This window comes from Methanofollis sp. W23 (assembly GCF_017875325.1).
GTDB lineage: Archaea > Halobacteriota > Methanomicrobia > Methanomicrobiales > Methanofollaceae > Methanofollis.
The window spans coordinates 1,780,366-1,801,232 of the sequence record NZ_JAGGMN010000001.1 but is presented as its reverse complement, the minus strand read 5'-3'; the positions used below and the strand labels follow the sequence as shown (position 1 = coordinate 1,801,232).

17 protein-coding genes are annotated in these 20,867 nt (G+C 62.9%); 10 read left to right on the top strand and 7 right to left on the bottom strand.

Going from position 1 to position 20,867, the window contains the following annotated elements; all coding sequences use genetic code 11:
• Positions 1 to 754 precede the first annotated feature (754 nt).
• From J2129_RS07665 to J2129_RS07655, 3 genes are read left to right on the top strand one after another with little or no spacing between them, the layout of a single operon-like run.
• Positions 755 to 1,522, top strand: a complete 768-nt coding sequence (locus J2129_RS07665) for a hypothetical protein (protein ID WP_209630304.1) — start codon at positions 755 to 757, stop codon at positions 1,520 to 1,522.
• Positions 1,519 to 4,692, top strand: coding sequence for a tubulin-like doman-containing protein (locus tag J2129_RS07660; protein ID WP_209630303.1), 3,174 nt, complete (start codon positions 1,519 to 1,521; stop codon positions 4,690 to 4,692). Before J2129_RS07665 ends, J2129_RS07660 begins: the two co-directional genes overlap by 4 nt.
• A complete protein-coding gene (locus J2129_RS07655; RefSeq protein WP_209630302.1) occupies positions 4,689 to 6,125 on the top strand; it encodes a hypothetical protein in 1,437 nt (478 codons plus the stop codon). Before J2129_RS07660 ends, J2129_RS07655 begins: the two co-directional genes overlap by 4 nt.
• Before the next feature lie 746 nt (positions 6,126 to 6,871).
• On the opposite strand, the gene J2129_RS07650 is transcribed toward J2129_RS07655, so the two are convergent.
• Both J2129_RS07650 and J2129_RS07645 read right to left on the bottom strand, forming a co-directional pair.
• Positions 6,872 to 7,210: a P-II family nitrogen regulator gene (locus J2129_RS07650; RefSeq protein ID WP_209630301.1), complete on the bottom strand. Its 339-nt coding sequence runs from the start codon at positions 7,208 to 7,210 to the stop codon at positions 6,872 to 6,874.
• Positions 7,207 to 8,568 (bottom strand): ammonium transporter, encoded by a 1,362-nt coding sequence (locus J2129_RS07645; protein WP_209630300.1) that lies wholly within the window; start codon positions 8,566 to 8,568, stop codon positions 7,207 to 7,209. Before J2129_RS07645 ends, J2129_RS07650 begins: the two co-directional genes overlap by 4 nt.
• Positions 8,569 to 8,801: 233 nt before the next feature.
• Here J2129_RS07645 and J2129_RS07640 point away from each other — a divergent pair, with 233 nt between their 5' ends.
• Positions 8,802 to 9,107 carry a zinc ribbon domain-containing protein gene (locus J2129_RS07640; protein WP_348632311.1) on the top strand — a complete coding sequence of 102 codons (306 nt, stop codon included), beginning with the start codon at positions 8,802 to 8,804 and terminating at the stop codon, positions 9,105 to 9,107.
• Between the two features lie 824 nt (positions 9,108 to 9,931).
• On the opposite strand, the gene cca is transcribed toward J2129_RS07640, so the two are convergent.
• Positions 9,932 to 11,302 carry a CCA tRNA nucleotidyltransferase gene (gene cca / locus J2129_RS07635; RefSeq protein ID WP_209630299.1) on the bottom strand — a complete coding sequence of 457 codons (1,371 nt, stop codon included), beginning with the start codon at positions 11,300 to 11,302 and terminating at the stop codon, positions 9,932 to 9,934.
• Positions 11,292 to 11,861 (bottom strand): RNA 2',3'-cyclic phosphodiesterase, encoded by a 570-nt coding sequence (thpR, locus tag J2129_RS07630; RefSeq protein ID WP_209630298.1) that lies wholly within the window; start codon positions 11,859 to 11,861, stop codon positions 11,292 to 11,294. The genes cca and thpR overlap by 11 nt, the downstream gene beginning before the upstream one ends.
• Before the next feature lie 149 nt (positions 11,862 to 12,010).
• On the opposite strand from thpR, the gene J2129_RS07625 reads away from it, so the two are divergent.
• From J2129_RS07625 to J2129_RS13150, 4 genes are all read left to right on the top strand, one after another.
• The gene (locus J2129_RS07625) at positions 12,011 to 12,280 is read left to right on the top strand and encodes a glutaredoxin family protein (RefSeq protein WP_209630297.1); all 270 of its coding nucleotides are present in this window, start codon (positions 12,011 to 12,013) and stop codon (positions 12,278 to 12,280) included.
• Between the two features lie 2 nt (positions 12,281 to 12,282).
• On the top strand, positions 12,283 to 15,789 hold the full coding sequence (gene nrdD / locus J2129_RS07620) for an anaerobic ribonucleoside-triphosphate reductase (RefSeq protein ID WP_209630296.1): 3,507 nt from the start codon (positions 12,283 to 12,285) through the stop codon (positions 15,787 to 15,789).
• A 3-nt stretch (positions 15,790 to 15,792) separates the two neighbouring features.
• The gene (locus J2129_RS07615) at positions 15,793 to 16,824 is read left to right on the top strand and encodes a DUF1786 domain-containing protein (RefSeq protein ID WP_209630295.1); all 1,032 of its coding nucleotides are present in this window, start codon (positions 15,793 to 15,795) and stop codon (positions 16,822 to 16,824) included.
• A 267-nt stretch (positions 16,825 to 17,091) separates the two neighbouring features.
• On the top strand, positions 17,092 to 17,217 hold the full coding sequence (locus tag J2129_RS13150; RefSeq protein ID WP_281069798.1) for a hypothetical protein: 126 nt from the start codon (positions 17,092 to 17,094) through the stop codon (positions 17,215 to 17,217).
• Between the two features lie 264 nt (positions 17,218 to 17,481).
• Here J2129_RS13150 and J2129_RS07610 read toward each other — a convergent pair whose 3' ends face one another.
• Positions 17,482 to 17,643, bottom strand: coding sequence for a hypothetical protein (locus J2129_RS07610; RefSeq protein ID WP_209630294.1), 162 nt, complete (start codon positions 17,641 to 17,643; stop codon positions 17,482 to 17,484).
• A 106-nt stretch (positions 17,644 to 17,749) separates the two neighbouring features.
• Between J2129_RS07610 and J2129_RS07605 the strand changes: the two genes are divergently transcribed.
• Complete coding sequence (locus tag J2129_RS07605; RefSeq protein ID WP_209630293.1) at positions 17,750 to 18,049, top strand: hypothetical protein; 300 nt, start codon at positions 17,750 to 17,752, stop codon at positions 18,047 to 18,049.
• A 742-nt stretch (positions 18,050 to 18,791) separates the two neighbouring features.
• Positions 18,792 to 18,923 (top strand): hypothetical protein, encoded by a 132-nt coding sequence (locus tag J2129_RS13145; RefSeq protein ID WP_281069797.1) that lies wholly within the window; start codon positions 18,792 to 18,794, stop codon positions 18,921 to 18,923.
• A gap of 187 nt (positions 18,924 to 19,110) precedes the next feature.
• On the opposite strand, the gene J2129_RS07600 is transcribed toward J2129_RS13145, so the two are convergent.
• Entirely contained in the window at positions 19,111 to 20,124 is a 1,014-nt protein-coding gene (locus J2129_RS07600) for a Coenzyme F420 hydrogenase/dehydrogenase, beta subunit C-terminal domain (RefSeq protein ID WP_209630292.1), read from the bottom strand.
• Between the two features lie 5 nt (positions 20,125 to 20,129).
• Complete coding sequence (locus J2129_RS07595) at positions 20,130 to 20,867, bottom strand: hypothetical protein (protein ID WP_209630291.1); 738 nt, start codon at positions 20,865 to 20,867, stop codon at positions 20,130 to 20,132.

The window sequence follows — 20,867 nt, the reverse complement described above, 5'->3', positions numbered from 1 at the left end:
CGTGAGGCGAGATCACGTCTCACCCATATCTTATTTGGTGGAGGCCGTGTTCCATTGCCGCCCCTGCCTCTCCTCGTCGTAGGAGGTCTACGGGGTGCACCCCCCTGGCGAAAGAAATACGTTCAGAATTCCTGAAATGAAGGCCCTGTAGAGACCCTCACTTCCTCTCGGTGCAAGGGCGACTCACTCGCCACGACGCGCGTAATGCCGTCCACCGCCTCTCGAATCGCGCGGGGGACCGGGGGAGGAGGCGAGTGAGTCACGCCTATACCAGAAATGAATGAGTGAGGAGTTACCATGAACATGATCCTGACGATTATCTCTCCGGGTTTTTATGAGAATTTGAACCAACCAGATCTCGTTGAAGATGAGACGCAGATGAGAGGGACGCCTTCAGCATGATCAGTGTTCTGCCTTCCCGCTCCTCTATCGCCATCCCCTGGGTGCGCCGTATCATCCCCAGAAAGAACCTTCTTTCCTGCCAGACCCGGAGGCCCCGCTGGTCGCCGGCACCCCCGCACGACCTGGGCTCCATCTCGCACCCCGCCTGAGGGCGGGACAGGTCTGGTTGCCCACTTCGTTGCCTGAGAAATCTAAAAACCGCCTGAAGTGGAGCACCCGCGAGAGTCCACCTGAAAGAAACGATCTGATCGCCTGAACCTCCCTGAGGTCCAGGTCCCATGGAGGTATTCATTTGCAACTATGGGGTCGATTATATAGAACTTATTTAATCTTAGGATGCTATCCCAGGACTATGTCCCAGATCCCAGGGGTCGGCCCAACGACCCCTCCCAGATCGCACCGCACCCCTCTCATCGGGTGGTGCCTGCTCATCGTGCTCGCCCTCGCCCTCCCGGCATGCACCGCCGGGCTCCAGGTCGGCATCGCAGACGGAGACCTCACCGGTGACGTCGCCGAAGGAGAAGAGGTGAACTTCACCCTTACCATCGCCGGCCTCCCACCTGCGGCCGACGCCCTCGTCCTTGAGACCGACCTCGTCCCGGTGGAAGGCACCCCCCTCTTCTCCCTTGAAGGGACCGGGAACGTTACCAACAGCACGCCCTTCACCGTCCCGCTCCCGGCCGCCACCACCCCGGTGACCATCGCCGTCGCCGGCCAGGCCCCCACCGCCGCCCAGGTGCAGCAGTGCGGCGCCGTCACCCTTGTCACCTATGACCCCAGGCTGAGCGGTTACGCCTACTACCGCGTCAGGTTCACCGACGACGACGGCAACCGCCTGGCCGAGAGCGACACCCGAGTCTTCAGTCTCACCGTGGCGGCTATCGAGGAGTTCAACGAGAAACTGAACGCCATCTCAGACCCCTTCATGGACACCTACCTCCAGGACCTCTTTGACAAAGGACTGGTCAGGGAGGCGAACACCCTTGCCGACCACGAACGCTCGCAAGAGTCGGTCGTCCCGGTCCTCTGGACCGTCGGCGGGATCATCGTTGCCGCCGTCGTCGCTCTGGTCCTCGGGATCTGGATCGGCGGACGAGAACCAGGAGGTGAAGAAGAATGAAACGTGAGCGAGATGCCGGCGCCGCCCTCCAGCTCCCGACCGACCTGACCCTCTGCGGGCTTGGCGGGTGCGGAAAGAAATTGGTCGGCGAGATCTGCCGTCAGGAATGGTTCCTCACCTACTATTCGAGGACCGGTCGGCACCTGAGCATCTATACCATGGACACCGACGCCAACGAACGCTTCCAGGACGACGCCATGCGCGAGCGCGTCCTCGAGACCGTCGACGCCCTTGGCGGGAGGGGCAACATCGAGTACGACGCCCTCTATCTCCCCAACCTCGCCAACATCAGCCAGGTCTCAGACCTCGCCGGGCTCGACATCGCCGAGAAGATCAAAGGGACCAAGTCTGAACCCCGCACCGCCGTCTGGTGGCTCAACGACCCCGACGAAGACGGCCTGCACTTCGACGAACTCAGGACCATCGACCCCTTCGTCACCGACGACTTCGGCGGCGGGGTGCACCGGCGACGGGCGATCTCCAAGGCGATCCTGTACAAGGTGATCAACGAAGGCCAGGCCAGCGGGTTCCCCATGTTCTCGACGATGGGCACGACCGCCCTCGTCGTCGGGCTCGGCGGCGGGACCGGGTCAGGGATGTTCATCGACCTTGCCAGGTATATCAGGGGGCAACGGGGAGAGACCGCCCAGATCTGGCTGTACATCGTCCTCCCCACCACCATGGAAGGTGAGAAAGAGCAGCTCAACGCCGCCGTTGCCCTCACCGAACTGGAATACCTCAACCAGAACGAACGCCTCTTCAACTACATCGTGCTCACCCCGCTCGGCCCGACCGGCTACAAGAAGGGCGAGGAGGCGCGGGAGGAGGTGCACGAGTTCGACGCCGTCTTCCCGTACATCTTCAGCAACTTCCTCCATCTTGAGAAGGGCGACATCAACATCGGGGACGCCAAGAAACCCTACGCCTCGTTCATCATCGCCGACGCCCATGTCATCTCGTACCCGGTCGAAGAACTGCGGCGCCTCAAGGAGGAGTACGGGGTGGTCATCGAGGAGCAGGAGGAGATCACCGCGAGCAAAAAACATCTCAACCAGGCGGTCGGCGACCTCCTGGACGAGGCCGGACTGACCGCAGTCGTGCCGCCGACCCGGAGCGACTTCGACTATATCAAAAAGGAGTTCGGGACCATCGAGAAAGTCTGGCGAAACGAGATCGGCAGGCTCCTCGACTACCAGACCGGCAGCGCCGTCGAGTTCTTCATCGAGAACAATGTCCCGCCAGAACTCAGGCCCGACATGGTCAGGACCTACGACGACCTGGTCGACTTCCTTGCACGGGTCAGGACCTTTGCCCAGGCGGTGAAGGAGGACGAACTCAAAGACGACCTCGACCGCAAACTCTTCAGGAGTCTGCCCGAGTCGTTCCATACCCTCGAGACCACGGCACGACTCTTCAGGCGGGTGGCGGCCGTCGACGAGGAGGCGGTGCATGCCGCCCTGATGGAGACCCTCAAGGGCCGCGAGGAGATGGCGCCGTTTGTGCGGGAGGTGGTCGCGAGGCGCAAGGAGGTCCTGGACGAGGTCCACCTCCTCCAGGCGTCCCTGGCCGAGAAGAAGGCCGACCTCGACGGCATGGAGGTCCATCGCGAGGAGATCGGGCGGGGGGTCGAGCAGACCCTCTCTGACGTGGACCTCATGCTCGACCAGTTCGTCACCCTGAAGGAGAAGATCCGGGTGATCGAGGGGCCAGAAAAGGGGTTGCAGGAGATGGTCAACCGCAGCATCGAGGCCCTTCAGGAGAAGACGGTGAAGGCCGCGGACAAAGAGGGGTGGCTCAGGGCCGCCGGGGTCCCTGAGGTCCAGCAGGAGGTCACGGCCCTCTCCCACGAGAGCGGTGAACCCCTCGACGCCCTCTCTGACCTGGTCGAGGCGATCGCCCTCTATCATTATTATGAGATGCGGGTCGCACGGATCGACGCCGGCGGGTTTGGGAGCAAGGTCGTCGGGTACATCAACAAGAAACCGGCGCGGGAACGGAAAAAGTTCGAGGCGCTCAGGAGGGAGAAGGAGGAGTTCATCAAGGCGAACGCGAAATACTGGGGCCTTGACATCGCCCCCTCCTTTGCCCTCAGGTTCCCTGAGGACTTCATCGTCGCAGGACTTGTGCGGCGGGCCGAGGAGTTGAGGAGAAAGATCACCGAGACCCTCTATGCCCGCCTCCCGCTCGACGACCCCGAGGGGGTGGCGGCCCTCTTCGAGGCAGGCGAGCGCGGGACGATCAGGGCGGCGCTCAGGGACCGTCTCACCGCCACGGCCCTGCACCAGGAGGGGTTCACCGAGCGGCATGCGGCGTACGAGGCCGAGTACGCGGCGCTGCATGCGCAGGTGGAGGAGAAGGAGGCGGCGGTCCGCGCCCTCGAAGCGACCGAGGAGGTGGCCGATCAGACCTTCCCGTATCGGCGTGAACTCAACCGCCACTACCGGACCTTCTCAGAGACCCTTGTCAGGATCAACGAGGAGAAGACCTATGGGAAGCACACGAGGAAGGGGCTGTACCTCACGAACTTCGGGGAGATCAATCCCAGGATCCTCTCGCTCATCCACGAGAATTCCTCACTGTGGGACCTGGACTGGGAGGAGAACGGCCGCAAGGAACTGGACAAACTGGTGGCCGAGATCACCGGGAGTTACAAGCACCTCATCGACAACTACAAACTCGGGATCCACAACCTGATGGTCCCGATCAGCGCCACCGAGCGGTGGAACTTCGGGAAGGTGGGGCTGGTCGTGGCCTCGCCCTCCGACTATATCGGCCGGACGATCGCGAGCGCCCGGGTGGGCGACCAGATGAACCGCGAGGTCAACGAGACGCTGGCCCTCAGGAACATCAACGACTCCCGCCTGGTCACGCACAGTCATACGAGGCCCTGGGAGATCGCCCTCACCTTCGTCGCCTCGGCCTCGTTCCTGGACAATATCTCGCCGCTCATTGCAGGCGGGGGCTACTGGGAGATCTATGAGAGGAACCGGGACAATATTCTCCATCATGTCCTCATGATGCATGAGGGGAAGTATATCACGAGGGAGCGGTTGCTCAACCTGAAAGAGGCCGGGAAACTTTCGAACCTGGAGAAGGACGGGACGAACGTCTCCGACGAGGTGCGGGGGCTCTATACGGTGAAGGGGATCAGGGAGGCACTGCCCAGATGAGGGTGCGCAACCGGGAGTGGGTGGCGAAGGAGGCGGCGGTCGTCGTCCTGGTCTTTGTCCTGGGGGTGGCGCGGGTCTGGGTCGCCCCTGGGGCCCTGGTCGGTCCGGCAATGCCGCCTCTCTCCCCCTGGGTCGAAGGGGCGGCGGCGTGTGCGTGGGGACTGCTGGTCCCTGGAGCGCTTGGGTTGCTGGTCGAGGAGCGGACGAGGCCGGGCGGGGCGGCGGTCGTCGCTTTTGTCCTCCCGCTCATTGCGTCGTCGGCGACTGCGTGGGCCCCTCCGGTCTCCCCCTTTTTTCTCGGCGGGCTTGGTGCGGGGGCGGCGCTCGTCTTCTGGACCTTCTGGGAGAACCGTGCCGACCGGCTCTCGCAGGCGGTCAGCCTGGAAGTCCTCCTGGGAGCGGCGGCGGTGCTCGTCCTGGTCGCCGTCCCTCTGGTCCGGGCGCCGACCTCTTCCCTGGCCTGGACGGCGGGGTTCTTTGTCCTTGCAGCCGGGCTGACGCTCTGGGCGATACGTCCGGTCAGGGGATCTGAGACGTTTCTTCTTGGACCGGCCGGGTCAGGGAAGACGCTCCTCTTCCTTGCGATGTATACCCATATGGTCAGGGAGTTTTCAGGGCAGAGGGAGGAGGTGATCTTTGCGGCCGGAGAGGGGGAGGAGGAGGAGAAGATGCGGATCGAGCGTCTCCTCTCTGATCTCGAGGATGGGCTCCTCCCGTCGCCGACCGGTGCGGCCGACCTCGGGGTGTACCGTCTCTCTGGGCGGCGGTTCCAGGTCGCTCCGGTCGAGTTCACGTTCCTTGATTATGCCGGGCGGTATGCGCCCCCGCTCTCGCGGTCTGAGTATGCGGGTGCGGTGAAGCAGGTGGCCGCGGCGGTGAAGGTCGAGCCGCGCCAGGTCGGGGACTGGATTGGGAGGTTCGAGTACCTGAAGCAGTTCAGGGAGCAGTATGGGGGGGAGGTTGCCGGGGTGATGGACGCCTTTGTCCCTGCCTGCGTCCACCGCCACCTGGAGCGGGCCGGGAAGGTGCTTTTCCTCATCGACGGCGATCATATCGTGGACTTCCACCAGGAGGGGCGCCGGGCGCTGACCCGGCTCTTCGGGCAGTACTCGCGGGTGATGGAGACCCTCGGCCGCGACCGGGTCTATGGGTTCGTGGTCACGAAGGCCGACCGGATCTATGACCTGGCCGAGATCGACGAGACCTCGGTGGGGGCGGCGCGGGTCGAGCATGCACTCTATGATCTGCTCCTTGAGATCAACACCTTCAACGAGATCCATAACAGGGCGCGGTCGGTCCCGGTCCATTTCCTGGCGGTCAGCACCGATGCCACCCTCAGACCGGTGGGGGCCGGGGAGAACAATGGAGAGGAGGAGCGGTTGAGGCAACTCTATCCCTGGCGGATCGGGGCGGTGGTGAAGTGCGGGTTTTAGGGGTCGTGCGGGGTGTGCCTGGATCCCTGTCGTGACGAGTGGCGGGGATGGTGAGCGGTGATCTGGTTGAGGGACCGGATTGATTCTTTGGGTGTTGGTGTTGTGCATCGACCGTCTTGAGAGGTGTACCGCCATCCCCCTCGCCGGGGGACTTCCATCGAACAATCGGGATCCCGGGGTCCGGGCGGCACTCGCCCCCGGCCAAAGAGATAGGGAGGCGGGTGGCACACGTCCCCCCACACAATCGGTAAGGGTTTACCATGAAAATGATCCTGACGATTATCTCTCCAGGTTTGCATGAGAATTTGAACCAGTTATATCTCGTTGAAAATAATATGCAGATGAAAGAGACGCCTTCCCGCCCCTATCCGCCGAATCTTCACCGCCATCTCGCACCGGGGGGGTTGCACCCCCCGGACCCCCCACGGACCGAAGAGAGGCGGGGGCGGCGATGGAATACGATCCCACCCCGATTCTCCTCTCTTAAAAAGAGAGAGAGCAGGTGACGAGAAATTTTCATCCCGTATGCGTGAGCCAGAGGTTCATGCCAGATTCTAAAGAGCGGGTTTTGTAGAACTTCTCTCGCTCGCTCTCGCTCACAGCCACCGGACTCCCCGCGGAGGGCGATTGGCAGGGGATTGCTGAAGGATGGACCAGATAACGGGTCGCAGGTCTCACCTCCAGTAACTCCACAAATAAAGTACAAAACGTTCTCCTTCTCCAGGAAAAAAAGAGGACGGTGCGGGCTATAAGGCCCTGTCATCCTCCTCGCCGGTCCTGACCCTGACCACCCGCTCGACCGGGACGACAAAGATCTTGCCGTCGCCGATCTGGCCGGTCTGTGCGGCCCGCACGATCGCGCTGACGACCTCGTCCACCTTCTCGTCAGGGACGACCATCTCGATCCTGGTCTTGGGGAAGAAGTCGACGACGTACTCGGCGCCGCGCCACTGCTGCCTCACGCCTTTCTGCTGCCCCCGGCCCTTCACCTCTGAGACGGTCATCGAGACCATCCCGATCTCTTCAAGGGCGGTCTTCACGTCCTCGAACTTCGTCGGCCTGATGACCGCCTCGATCTTTTTCATCGCTCCACCTCCATTGCCGGTTCAGTCGGGACAAAGTTCGGGTAGGCCGACATCCCGTGCTCCCCGAGGTCGAGCCCCTGGAGTTCTTCGGCGGCCGGGACCCGTATCCCCACGACTCTCTTCAGGAGGCCGAAGAGGAGCAGGCCGGTGCCGAAGGCCCAGGCGAAGTTGACCGCGACCGAGAGCGCCTGCACCGCAAAGAACCCGGCGTTGCCATACAGGAGCCCGGTCACCCCGCCATAGGTCCCGTCGGCAAACAGCCCGAGGGCCAGGAGACCCCAGGTGCCGTTGATCCCGTGGACCGAGATCGCCCCGACTGGATCGTCGATGCGGAGTTTCCAGTCAAGGAACCAGACGCCGAGGACGACGAGGGCGCCGGCGATGATGCCGATGAGCACCGAGACCTGCGGACTGACCCAGGCGCACCCGGCAGTGATGGCGACAAGCCCGCCGATCGCCGCGTTGCCTGACATCGAGACGTCAGGTTTGCCGTGCCAGGCCCAGGTGAACAGCATTGCGGTCACGAGGGCCGCCGCCGCCGCCAGGGTGGTGTTTGCCGCGATGACCGAGATCCGCAGGGTGTCTGCCGCAAGGGTCGAGCCGCAGTTGAACCCGTACCACCCGAACCAGAGCACGAAGACCCCCAGGATCCCGAGGGTCACCGAGTGGCCGGGGATCGCACGGGGCGTGCCGTCCTTTGCATATTTGCCGATGCGTGGCCCGAGCAGGAAGGCCGCGGCCAGGGCAAGCCAGCCGCCGAGGGCGTGGACCACGCCGGACCCTGCGAAGTCGAGGGCGCCGAGGTCGGCAAGCCAGCCGCCGCCCCAGAGCCAGTGGCCATAGAGTGGATAGATCACGGCGGTGATCACGGCGCTGGCAATGGCATAGGTCGAGAACTTGCACCTCTCAGAGACCGAGCCCGAGACGATCGTGGCGGCGGTCGCGGCAAAGACCATCTGGAAGAACCAGGACTGGATGGTCGTGACGTCGTAGGCATCGCCGATCAGGAAGAACCCTGACCAGCCGAAGAGCCAGTTCATGCCTTCCATCGTGCCATACATGATGGCGAACCCGACCGCCCAGTACGAGAGCGCCCCGACTGAGAAGTCCATCAGGTTTTTCATCATGATGTTGGCGGCGTTCTTCGCTCTGGTGAACCCGGTCTCGACCATCGTGAACCCGGCCTGCATGAACATCACCATGAACCCGCAGATCAGGACCCAGATGAAGTCCAGCACCGCACCAGGATTTTCTTCAAGGGTCGTCGTTCCGCCCGGGTCTGCCGCCATGACGGGCGCGGCAGAGAGGCCCAGGCAGGCGAGGACCAGAATCGGCAGGAGCCTGTGTCCGATATGCATGGTATGTTGCTCCCTCCTCCGCGAGGAGATAGAAGGAAGTTTCCACCTATCAAATATAAATTTTTGTGAAGCATGGGAGTGGAGTATGCCTGATCTGATATCTCAATTCCTTTCCGGATTCTCCAGGGAGATATCCGCGGGCCGCGGCGCGACCCCTGGCACCCACTCTGCCCGCAAACGCATATCGCCAGACATATAAAAGAACATGGATAACCGATCGGTGCGGGCCCGTGATGAATCGTCACCGGGTCACGTCACGAGGTCTGATGATGGAAGCATACAATGGTCCATTCTGCCAGAGCTGCGGAATGCCGATGAAGAGTCCCGACGTTCATGGGACTGAAGCGGACGGGACGCCCTCCGCCGACTACTGCACCTACTGCTACCAGCAGGGGTCATTTGTCGACCCTTCGATCACAATGGAGGAGATGGCCGAGTTCTGTGCAAAAGCGATGGCGGAGATGGAGATCATCTCCTATCAGGAAGCAAAAAACCTGATGGATTCATTTCTGCCGATGCTCAAACGCTGGAGGATGTGAAGGTCACGGCGGGGAAGGGGGGGCATGGTCCTCGCGGTCTTTCTCGTCTGCCCCCGGTCTGGACCTCCAGAGGTTGGGTCTTGAATATTGAGCTCTGGAGAATTCGGCATGAACCCGAGGCTCAAGCATACAGGATGAAAATTTCTCATCACGTGCTCTCTCTTTTTTCAAGATAGGAGAATCGGGGGGGATCGTGTTCACTTCGCCGCCCCTCGGCTATCTTCGGTCCGTGGGGGGTCCGGGGGGTGAAACCCCCCGGCGTGAGACGGCGGTGAAGATTCTATGACTGAGGGCGGCCGATCAGATCGACGTGCCTTCCCACACCCTCGGCCGGGGGCGATTGCCGCCCGGACCCCCGGGATTGCGATTGTGCGGGGAAGGCAGAGGACGAATCGTTCTGAGAGTGAGTGTATCTGTCCTCTGGGAATCAGTCATAAGGGGGCCTGGTGAGATCAGGCCCTCATGCAAATATGGAGAGCCGAACATCAGGATCATTTTCATGGTAAATGCCTGGGATGGCCATCTCTGATGGGGGGCGTGCCGCCCCCTGGTCCCCCTGCCACACGATAGGTCGAGGACGGCAGCCCCTTTATCATGTATCTATTCTGCCTTCCCGACCCAATCGTGGTCCCCGGGGGTCCGGGGACACTCGCCCCCGGCGTGTTCATAGGTGAAGGCGGGTGAATCATACTCGAACCAGAAGAAAGGGAGGATTTCTACAGAGCCCTTGCCGCAGGTCTTCTGGGGTGAACATCCCGTCGTCGCTGCTCTCCCCCCTTCTCAATCCTCAAAGAGGGGCGGGGGCGTACACCCCGCATGAGTGCCTACTCCCCCTGCGCCCGCAGCACCTTTGTCAGGGCCGTCTCCTTCTTCAGGAAAGACGTAAGGAACCCGGCGAACTCAGGACTCCAGCACTCCTGGCCCTCCAGCACCACCCATTCCTTCTCCATCGCCTTCTTCACATGCTTGCCCAGGCCCACCCCGAGCACCTCGGGCGAGCCCAGGAGGTCGGCGGCATGGGTGTACGTGCGCTCCACCTCGACGATATACCGGCCGTCCTCGATGTACGGCCCGGCGAACCGCTCACACTTCCGCCACTTGCCCGCGAATTTCTCGGCATTCGAGCGGCTCCAGACCGGCGGGCCGAAATGCCGCACCACCGCCGGCACCTCCTCGTTGAAGAGTTCGAAGAGGATCAGACATCGCTCCTCGCCCATCGCCTCCTCGGCACGGTTCACCACAAACCCGGACCGCTCAAGGAGGGCCCGCATCCCCTCCAGGCTCCGACGGAGCTGCGGGACCACGACGTCGGGGATGAACGGCGGCGTCTCGAACGCGACCGCAAAAAGATGCGTCCTGCGCCGGGCCGCCTCGACCCCGAACTCCTCCAGGGTGAAGGGCGTCATCGCCGGCGGGAAGAAAAAGGCATTGGACGGCGCCGTCAGGTAGCCCCGGCAGAGCTCGACAAAGGTAAACATCTGGGAGACCGAGACCGACGCCGCCACATTCCTCCTCGGGTCCACGGGATCGATGACCACCATCGGGTCGTCGAACGACTTGGCCGCATGCTCCTCGATATCGATGAAGAGCCCTGGGCGCCAGCGGGACGCCGCCTCGACCAGCGACGTGAACCCCCCATAATGAAGGACCAGGAGTTCGCAGAGGTACCCGGCAAATCCCTCGGTCATCTGGTCAGACCCATACACCCCGCCGGCCTTGGTAAACTGTTTGAGGAGCAGCACGTCCTCGACATAGGGGGCGATCCGCTCCCTGATATACCTGGTATGGAACGGCGTCCTGTCGACCGCGCTCTTGATCTCGGCCCCGCTCGTCACCCCATAACAGGGGACCAGGTCGACGTCCATCCCATGGATCGTGGCGTTGATATAGGGGTGCTCGGCGTACTTCTCGCGCCAGTCGGTCCCGAACCGCTTGGCGACGTCCCTTGCAAGCCCGAGTCCGTGCTCCTCCAGGACCTCGCGGGGGAGCGACGGGTCATAGAGCATGAAGATGTCCAGGTCGCGGTCGCCCCGCACCCAGGTGCCCCGCGCCACCGACCCGACCAGCATCGCCTCGGCCCGGCCTGAGAGGTTCACCGCGTTGATGATCTCCTCGGCCACTCCGAGCACCTCCTGTTGCTCACGCGGGCGCGGCTTGATCTGGGCGAGCACCGCCTCCTCGACCTCAGTCCTCACCCAGAGCCACCTCCATCAGGGTCTCGTAGACCGGGCCGGTCCTGGTCAGGGTGCTCTTCTTGAGGGCGACCGCCCGCACCTCGCACGCTCCCGGTTCGGCCCCGCCAAGATCCTCGATCGCCTCGAGGAGCGAAGGATCGAACTCGCGCACCCGTGCCAGGGTGATATGTGGGGTGAACCCCCGTTTCTCGCGCTCGAACCCGAGCGGCTCAAGGGCCTTCTCCACCGCCGCCGCCAGACGTGCCGTCTCGCCGCCGTCCGAGACCGTGCACCAGACGACCCGCGGTCGGCGCCGGTTGTTCCCCTCGACCCCGCCGACCGTCAACGTGAAGGGCGCCCCGCGCACCGTGCGCAGCGCCTCCTCCACCGCCTCGATCTGCTCGGGTGCGACTTCACCCAGGAACTTCAGGGTGATATGTGCCAGCGCCGGGTCCACCATCTTCAGCCGTGCGCGGCATTCTCCAAGACGCTCCTGTGCGTCTCGCAACCCATTTTTCACCTCATCTGTGAGTTCTATTGCGACAAAGGCCCGGACCATACCAGCATGATATGCCACCATTCTACAAAGCACCATCGCACGAGATCACAACCTTCATTCCTTCTCCCATCGATGGTCTTGCATCCTGATGGGAACAATCCATATGGTATCGTCCCGATACTATACGGGCTGAACTGATCACTTCCGAGGATCGTGGGAGAGTATTTTCCATGGCTGAACGTCCACAATTTACTGTTTATACCCTTGAATTCTGTCCGAACTGCGACCTCCTCAAGGCATACCTGACCGAGAAAGGGTATCCCTATGAGGAAGAGGACATGTCATCTGCCGAAGCCCTCACCGAGATGCGGGTGAACGGCGTCTTTGTCAACGAAGCCCCGGTGCTCAGACTCGGGGACGACTTTTACACCTCCTCAGACCTCTTCGAGGACGGACATGTACGCGGCGAGCTCGTCGACGGTCTTGCCTCGGGTGAGTGACGGTGGACCGGCAGAGCAAACAGGCGACGCTTGACGGTGTCTTCGTCCCGCCCCTGCCCAAGGTCCGCTCCACCGAGGGGCACATCTTCGAATGGGACCGCGCCAAGATCGTCGCCCAGATCGAGAACGAGACCAGACTTGTCGAGCACTTCTACGGGTATGCGCCGGCGACGAAGGAGCAGGCCGAGGAGATCGCACGGGTCGTCGAGGAGCGGATCAGGAACCTTGGTCTGCACTTCCTCTCCGGGGCGCTGATCCGCGAGATCGTCAACATGGTCTTCCTGGAGAAGGGGATGGTCGAGTACAGGAACGTCTGCACCAGGGTCGGCACCCCGGTCTACGACGCCCATCTCATCGACGTCGGCCGGGGGTTCGAGGCCCATGACAACGCCAACCTCCAGGAGAACGCCGAGACTTCGCACAAGAAGAAGGCCGACAAGATCTCCAAGGAGCAGTACCTCCTCCAGCTCCCGCCTGAACTCGCCGACCGCCACCTGGCCGGCGACCTCCATGTCCATGACCTGGAATATTTCGGGACGCGTCCGTTCTGTCTTGACGGGAGCACGGTCGTGCCGTTCCGCGCGGCCGGACGGCACCAGACGATGCGACTCGACGAGGTGCCCTTCGACGGCGACGAATATCTCCCTGACGACCTGGCCGTCCTCACCCCGCAGGGCTACCGGACGGTGCAGAAGGTCACCAGGCGCCAGGTCGAAGAGGGCGAGTTGCTCCAGATCTCCACGGCGACCGGGAAGAGTCTCCTTGCCACCCGTGAACACCGGGTCCCTGTCCAGGCCGAGGGAGGCATGCAGATCACGAAGGCCGGTGAGGTCAGGGAGGGCGCCCTCCTCTACGGGCTCAGCACAACCCCTGCACTCCGCGGCACGCCGGTGGACACGATCGACCTGGTCAAAGAACTCTTTCTCTCGGTCCCGCTTGCGTACCTGGAGAATGTGGTGGTGCGGGGGGCTCGCCCGATCTTCGAGCGGCTCTCCGCGATCGAGGGGAGTTTCACCGCCGTCTCGCGGGCCCTCGGCATCGAGCACCACAAGGAATGGTTCACCCGCGGGACCATGCCGCTCGTGGTCTTCAGCGCCCTCTGCGAGTATTACGAGATCACCGACTACGGCGACCTCAGGATCGGGGTCGCGGGCAGCGAGCGCGACCTCCCGGCGGTCCTGCCGGTCACTCCGGCCCTCTGCCGTCTTCTCGGTGGCTTTGTCGCGGGCGGGGGCTACGAGGTCGTCCCAGGAAGTTCGTACGGCCTGGTCGTCACGGAAACCGGTCGGTCTGATGCGGTCCTTGCCGATGTCAGGGGCGCTCTCTCTGACGAGAGGGCCGCCCTCGCAAGGCAGACCGAGGCGATGCGGGTCCGTTTCGGTGGGAAACTGGAGTGGCTCCTCTTCAGGTACGTCTTTGCCGTCCCTGAGGAAGCAGAGAAGAAGCATCTCCCCTGGCTTGTCTGGCACCTCGACGACGCCCACCTCAGGGAGTTCCTCTCGGCCCTCTTCACCGCCGGCGGCACCGTCTCTGGCGGCGCCGTCACCTACACCACCCCCTCGGCCACCACCAGGCAGGACCTCTCCCTCCTCCTCTCGGCACTTGGCATGCACCCGCAGGTCGTCGGGACCTCCTCGCCCTTCAGTCTCAGGCTTGACAGGGCCGGGGATCTCAGGACCTTTGCGACGTGGGTCAGGTTCCTCGACGAGAAGCAGGAGCAGTTCGAGGCCGGCGGTGCGGCGGTGCACGAGGCCGGGGCTTTCTCTCGCGAGGAAGTCGTCTCCTCGACTGCGGCCGTCCCCTCGGGGGAGTATGTCTATGACCTCTTCCTGGAGGGCGACGGCTCAGAGGAGAGCCACACCTTCTATGCCTCAGATGGTCTGCTCATTCACAACTGCCAGGACTGGGACCTCCGCTATTTCTTCTACTACGGGCTGATGCCTGACGGCAACGGCACGAAGGCCTCGGTCGCCGGCCCGGCCAGACGCGCCGAAGTCGCGGTCCTCCATGCGGTCAAGGCCCTCGGGAGCGCCCAGACCAACTTCGCAGGCGGGCAGGGCTACTACAACTTCCTCACCTTCCTCTCCCCGTACTTCGAGGGGATGGACTATGGCGAGATGAAGCAGTTGATGCAGATGTTCGTCTACGAGATGACCCAGATGATGGTCGCCCGCGGCGGACAGCTCGTCTTCTCCTCGGTCCAGCTCTCGCCTGGCGTCCCGACCCTCTGGCGGGACAAGCCCTGCGTCTACAAGGGCAAGGTCTGGGACGGGCGGCAGGCGCCGCTCCGGACCTACGGCGAGTTCGAGCGCGAGGTCCGTCTCCTCTTCAAGGCGATGATGGAGGTGATGCTCGAGGGCGACTACTGGGGCAAACCCTTCTCCTTCCCCAAGCCCGAGATCTCCATCGAGCCCGACTTCATGGAAGAGGACGAGGAGTTCAACCGCACCCACCCCGACCTCCCGTCCTACCAGGACCTCTATCTCCTCACCTTTGAACTGGCCTCCAAGTTCGGGACGCCCTATTACGACAACCAGCTCCCGCCGTACCGCGGCGCAGGGAAGGGGATCTCGTGCTACCAGTGTTGCGCCTATCAATTCTCCTCCACCTTCGAGAAGGACGACCACTTTGAGGAGAAACTCTACTTCAAGGACGGGTCGCACTTCTCGATGGGTTCATGGGAGGTCGTCTCGGTCAACTGCCCGCGGGCCGCCTACAAGGCGGAGGGCGACGACGAACGGCTCTTCGCCGAACTCCGCGCCCTGATGGACGTGGCCGTCGAGGTCTTCAAGGTGAAGCGTCGGTGGATGGAGACGATCCGCACGAACGGCCGGATGCCGTTTGCGATGCAGCGGCCGAAAGATCCGCAGACCGGCGAGCGGGGTGCGGTGGCCGTCGACCTCGAGAGCCTGGTCTACACCATCGGGGTCGTGGGGGTGAACGAGATGGTCCAGTACCATACCGGCCACCAGCTCCACGAGTCGAAGGACGCCTTCAAGATGGCGGTGCGGGCGATGACCGAGATGGAACTCTATGCAAAGACGCTCTCTGAGAAGAACGGCATGACCATCGCCCTGGCGCGGACGCCGGCCGAGACGACCGGCCAGCGGTTTGCGGTCGCGGATATGCTCGACGACGAGTTCAGGGAGGCGGCGCTCGGCGTGATGCAGGGCGACCCCGAGGCGGCGGTCGCGGACTGCGGGACGACGCGGGACCTTCCGGTCTATTACACCAACGGCACCCATGTCTCGCCAGGGGCCGATGTCCCGCTCACCAAGCGGATGGAGGTGGAGCATGTCTTCTTCCCGATCGTCGACGGCGGCAACATCTTCCATATCTGGCTCGGCGAGGCGCGGCCAGACCCGAGAGGGCTGTACGATATGGCGATGAACCTCTGCAAGAAGACGCAGATCGGTTATTTCGCCTTCACTCGCGACCTGACGGTTTCCCTGAAACGGTTCAAGGAATACCGCGGTGACCCGAAGGTCAGGGGAAAGCTGGAGGCGTGAACCATGGTTGATAGGAGGGTGCTTGCCATCGATGTCGGGCGGGGGACGCAGGACGTCCTCCTGTACGACCCCGAGGCGCCAGTCGAGAACTCGGTGAAACTCGTCCTCCCGTCCCCGACGGTCGTCGTCGGCAATGCCGTGCGCGAGGCCGCCCGGTCAGGCCGCTCGGTCCACCTGGAAGGGGCGTGCATGGGCGGGGGCGGAAGCGTGCTCGCGGTGAAGGAGGCCCTGGCCGCCGGTGTGAAGGTGACGGCCACGCCTGAGGCGGCCCTGACGGTCCATGACAACCCGGCACGGGTGGCGGCCCTCGGGGTCGAGGTCGCCGACGAGGCGCCTGAGGGTGCGGTCACGGTGCGGACCGGGGACTATATGGCCCGCGAGTTGCAGACCGCCCTCGCGCTCTTCGGCGTCTCATACCCTGAGCGGGTGGCGATCGCCGTCCAGGACCACGGGTTCTCGCCTGAGGTCTCGAACCGGGTCTTCAGGTTCTCGGTCTTCCGGAAACTCCTGGAAGAAGGAGACTGGGACCTCTTCTCCCTTGTCCCCGATCCCCCGCACCCGGCGATGAGCAGGATGCAGGCCGTGCTCTCGGCGGCGCCTGAGGCACTGGTCACCGACACCGGGGCAGTGGCGGCGATCGGCGCCCTCCTCGACCCCTGGGTCGCGGCGCAGGCGAACGCCGACGGCGTGACCCTGGTCAATGTCGGCAATGGCCACACCCTGGCCTTCACCCTGCGGGGCACCGAGGTGCAGGGGCTCTTCGAGCACCACACCTCCTCGCTCGATCCTGCACGGCTCACCCATTTCCTCGGGAAACTGCAGGACGGCACCCTCACCAACGAGGAGGTCTTCGAGGACGGCGGGCATGGGGCGGCGGTGCGGGAAGCGATCGGCGAGACCCCGGTCGCGGTCACCGGCCCGAACCGCGCCCGTCTTCTCCCTGACGCCTACCAGGCGGCGCCCTATGGGGACATGATGCTCACCGGGTGCTTTGGGCTGCTCGAGGTCTGGCGGCGGCGCCGGGGCGGGCTCTGAGATTTTTTTTCTCCGGGTTCTGTAGAAATCTTCACTTATTTTGGGTGCGAGCGCGCCTCCCCCGCCTTCTCCCCCTCATACGCGTTGGGATCAAGATAGGTCGGGAAGGCATATTCGAAACCCCTGAAGAGAGATTGCCGTCTTCACCTCTCGTGGCGCAGTCAGTTTGATCGGATCATTCTCGTGGTGCCAGGCGACGGCATGCAATCGAGATGATGAGAGCCAGGTTCTCTCTTCGCCTTCGTCATGAAGATTGAAATGTGAGGCATGCACCTGATTGAAATCAACAGCACTTCTCTGATCCCCTGGTCGGCGGTCCCACGCAAATTGCTCTCTGCCGTGGGTCAGGTGGAATCAAACGCCGGTGAGTTCGAGAAGATCTCTGATCTTTGACAGGGACCATGGGCCTCTGGCCTCTGGCCCCCTCACCATGAAGAAATTGGTCGAGGACGGTACCATCCTCGTCATGTTTGTCCATTATGTCTTCTCGACCCTATCTTCATCTGGAGGATCCGGATCCGGTGGCTGGGAGCGTCAGCGAACTTGAGAAAGCCGATGGCTTTCGAAGAACTTCTGGCGAGAGACTATGGGAAGGCAGGGGACGCATGTTCTCCTCACGAGAGGTGAGAGTTTCTATAGAGTTATATTTCGGGGCCTTCAGTCCTCTTCGCTCTTCATCACGAAGATTGACGGCGGACGGCGGCATTCAGAGTAATAACAGAATACTCCTGAGGTGGCTCCCGCAAGAGAGACGCCACAGACCACCCATGTTCCTGTCTCCTCGTCGGACTCGTATTGCCCACATCTCTGGGTGACCAATCTCTCTCCTTCTTTTCTTCTCATCATATGCCTCTCTAGAGGCTCAGATCAGAATAATAATATATTGTAAAATGTATTCTCACTATCAAGGTCTGGAGTCGGGAGCATGCACAGGACACACTCATTCTCATGGGCGACATGGCCCCCTATCCTCGTCATCGAAGCCGTACTCGTGATCATCGTGATACGCCTGGTCTTCGGCCTTGATATCGGTCACTGCATGCTCCTGTTCATGCTCGCCCTCCTCCTCGTCGGGGCCGGGGTGGGGGTGGAACAGATCAGGGAGAGGAGGCGTGCCGAGGCCGAAGAAAGGTACCAGGCCTTTTCAGCCTCGCTTGAGGGCATGGACGAAGTCGCACGGAGGATCAAGCCCGCCTCAGAAGAGGAGAAGTACTCGGAGCGGTAACGCCGCGGCTTTGCAGACCTGCATAATGGGTTGGTCTAGAAGATTGCTCGAACTCGCTCTCTTTTGTTCTCCCGCGACGGTGATTGACAGGGGATCGCTGAAGGGTGGATCCAGTGGAAAAGATTGCACCGTCCTTTGCGAATCTCTATAAAAAAAGGGTCCTGTAGAAATCCTCTTGATCTCTCTCTCTGGCGAGAGGCGTGCCGCCCCCTGAACCCCACGCGTCACGAGAGGTCGAAGACGGCAGCATCCTTGTCATGGTCATCGATTTTGCCTTCCCGGTCCTATCGTGGTCCCGGGAGGGTCTGGGGGCTCTGCCTCCGGCGAGAGACCATAGGAAGGCGGATGACACAAATTCTCTCCATGAGGTCATCCAAAACTCTCCAGCCCTCCTCCTCACCGGTGAAGAGCGATGGATGACAATGAAGAGATCCCAGTTTATTCATCGCGCACCCATGCATTCGTCGCCTCCCCCCTCGCCCCCGCCCCCGCCGGGGACTCTGCCCCCGGACTCCCGGGATAGCGATGAGGACGGGAAGATAGAGTTAAGTTCATGAAGACGGGACGCAATCCTCCGCCAATCTTCATCAGCGGGGGGTTCGGGGGGCGCTCGCCCCCCGGTCGAGGAGAGCGTGTAGAATTTCTGGAAGGAAGCACTTCAACTCGAGGAGATCCTCAACCCTTGAGAGTTTTGGGATGACCTCGGGGTCATAACAAGGGGATCAAAGAGGAGAGTAATAGGATGGTGCAGGAGGAATATACGCTTCTTATTCGCTGGGGCTTTGCGCCCCCTGGCTCCTGTGACGGGGATTGGCAGGAGATCGTTGACGGTGGACCCTGCGAGGTGATTACACCGTTCTGTCCTGTCGACTGATGTGCATCCACTCCACTCGTCATGATGGGAGGACAGGGCCGAAAGGCCCGTGGTCCCCGTTGAGTGGTGATCAAGGAGAAGACCAATGGAATGATGCAGGCGAGTGTACTCCCCTCATTCGCCGGAGGACGAGTGCCCCCTGACCCCGGCGACGACGATTGGCGGGATTTTTCCGTCCCCTGTCCTCTTACCCCCGCTCCATCTTCTTCTTCGCCAGCGCCTCCACGCGTGCGAGGTCGACCTTGCCGCCCACCTCGATAAGCCCGGCGTTCACCGCCCCCTCGAAGAAGCCCTGGCCCGCCGAGGTCCTGACGAGCAGGGTGGTATAGCCCTCGGGACTTCCCACCGCTCCCGCCGAAATGTCGGCACTCCATGCCGCAAAGTCGGTGCAGTGCCGGCACCCCTCAGGGATGCAGGCCTCGAGTGCGTCGAGCCGGAGTTCGAAAGTCTGCTCGCCGGCCGTCACCCTGAGGCTCCCCCGCACGTCCATCCTCTCGATCTCCCAGGGCTCGATCCCGAGTTCGCCCCTGATCTTGCCCTCCATCAACTGCTCGTAGTCGAAGGTCTCGGTGCAGAAGAGCCCGACCACCAGGCGGACCGCCCTGGCATAGGGGGCATGGAGGTCGAGCCCGCTCGTGCGGATCCGTGCGAGGGCCGCCGCCGCACACGGCAGGGCGACGACCGCGACCCGCCTGTACTTGCGGACGACCACCGCCTCCTTGAGCGCCGCAAGCAGCGGCACCCACCAGTTGTACCTGCTCCCTGCCTGGGCGACGAGCGCCTCGGTCTCCGTGATCACCACCGACTGCGGCTTCTTCGTCCAGGGGTCCTGGGCGACCGTGACCACGGCGTCGACCAACCCCTTCTGGAGAGCATTAACCAGGAGCGCGGTCACCGCCCCGCCGCTCTGTCTTCCAGGGATCGCAAAAGTCGCCTTCGCCGTCACCGCCGCACGGTAGTCGCCGAGCAGATCGGCGGGCCGCACCTGCTCCCCGACCTTCGGGCATGCCAGATAACACGACCCGCACGGCACCTCGTCGGCCTCCATCTTGCAATATCTTGGGGGTTCAGGGTGGGCTGGCGACCCCGGCGGGAAGGTGAAGGCGTCGGCCGGGCAGACCGCCGTGCAGGCCCCGCACCTGGTGCAGAGCCCCTTCTCCCAGACCTCGCGTTCCAGATCCCGGTAATTTTTTTCAGCCATCGTCTTCACTCCCATGTATATTTCCCGGCAAACGGGCGGGCACTCGCCGGCCCGATCCTCGTGTAGTCGTCGGCAAGGAGGGCGGCGGCGTCGCACCCGAAGTGCCGGCAGTAGTCCTTGATGAGCGCCCCGACCCTGGCGCGTTCCTCCTCGCCGAAGGATTTTTTCACCGCCCCCACGGCCAGACACCGGTCGTCGACCTCGCCCCGCACGAAGATCTCGCCGCCATGGATCCCGCTGGCAAGCCCCCGCTCGGCAAAGGGTTCTTCTGAACCCCGTCTCAGGAGGAGGATCGTCCCCCCGGCCATATACTCGCCGAGGAAGGCCCGCGCCTCCCCGCCGATTACGAGATACGGGTGGCGGGCATTGTAGGCCTTCATGTGGATCCCGCCGCGGTAGCCGATATCGTCCCTGACAAAGATCATCCCCCCCCGCATCGAGTGGGCGACGGCGTCCCCCGCACTCCCGTGGATGACCAACCGTCCCGCCTCCATCGTGTTCCCTGGCGCGTGGTCGGCATTCCCGTGGACGACCACCGTCGGCCCCCGCATAAACATCCCGAGGTCGCCGCCAGGCACCCCGTGCACGACGAGCGTCACCTCGCCGACCAGGCCGTCGGCGATGAACCGCTGGCCCAGCACATGTTCGAGGACGATCTCGTCCTCGCCTGCGGCCACCGCCTCGCGCACCTGCCGGTTGAGCGGAGTGTAGTGGAGGCCTGCGGCGTCGATTTTCATGACCAT

Bases quoted from the DNA above. Each gene is read 5' to 3' on its own strand.
- J2129_RS07660 (WP_209630303.1), top strand. From the start codon at position 1,519: ATGAAACGTGAGCGAGATGCCGGCGCCGCCCTCCAGCTCCCGACCGAC.
- thpR (WP_209630298.1), bottom strand. From the start codon at position 11,861: ATGGTGGCATATCATGCTGGTATGGTCCGGGCCTTTGTCGCAATAGAA.
- J2129_RS07615 (WP_209630295.1), top strand. From the start codon at position 15,793: ATGGTTGATAGGAGGGTGCTTGCCATCGATGTCGGGCGGGGGACGCAG.
- J2129_RS07605 (WP_209630293.1), top strand. From the start codon at position 17,750: ATGCACAGGACACACTCATTCTCATGGGCGACATGGCCCCCTATCCTC.
- J2129_RS07640 (WP_348632311.1), top strand. From the start codon at position 8,802: ATGAATCGTCACCGGGTCACGTCACGAGGTCTGATGATGGAAGCATAC.
- J2129_RS07655 (WP_209630302.1), top strand. From the start codon at position 4,689: ATGAGGGTGCGCAACCGGGAGTGGGTGGCGAAGGAGGCGGCGGTCGTC.
- J2129_RS07645 (WP_209630300.1), bottom strand. From the start codon at position 8,568: ATGCATATCGGACACAGGCTCCTGCCGATTCTGGTCCTCGCCTGCCTG.
- J2129_RS13145 (WP_281069797.1), top strand. From the start codon at position 18,792: ATGGTGCAGGAGGAATATACGCTTCTTATTCGCTGGGGCTTTGCGCCC.
- J2129_RS07650 (WP_209630301.1), bottom strand. From the start codon at position 7,210: ATGAAAAAGATCGAGGCGGTCATCAGGCCGACGAAGTTCGAGGACGTG.
- J2129_RS07665 (WP_209630304.1), top strand. From the start codon at position 755: ATGTCCCAGATCCCAGGGGTCGGCCCAACGACCCCTCCCAGATCGCAC.
- J2129_RS07625 (WP_209630297.1), top strand. From the start codon at position 12,011: ATGGCTGAACGTCCACAATTTACTGTTTATACCCTTGAATTCTGTCCG.
- J2129_RS07595 (WP_209630291.1), bottom strand. From the start codon at position 20,867: ATGGTCATGAAAATCGACGCCGCAGGCCTCCACTACACTCCGCTCAAC.
- J2129_RS13150 (WP_281069798.1), top strand. From the start codon at position 17,092: ATGCACCTGATTGAAATCAACAGCACTTCTCTGATCCCCTGGTCGGCG.
- J2129_RS07600 (WP_209630292.1), bottom strand. From the start codon at position 20,124: ATGGCTGAAAAAAATTACCGGGATCTGGAACGCGAGGTCTGGGAGAAG.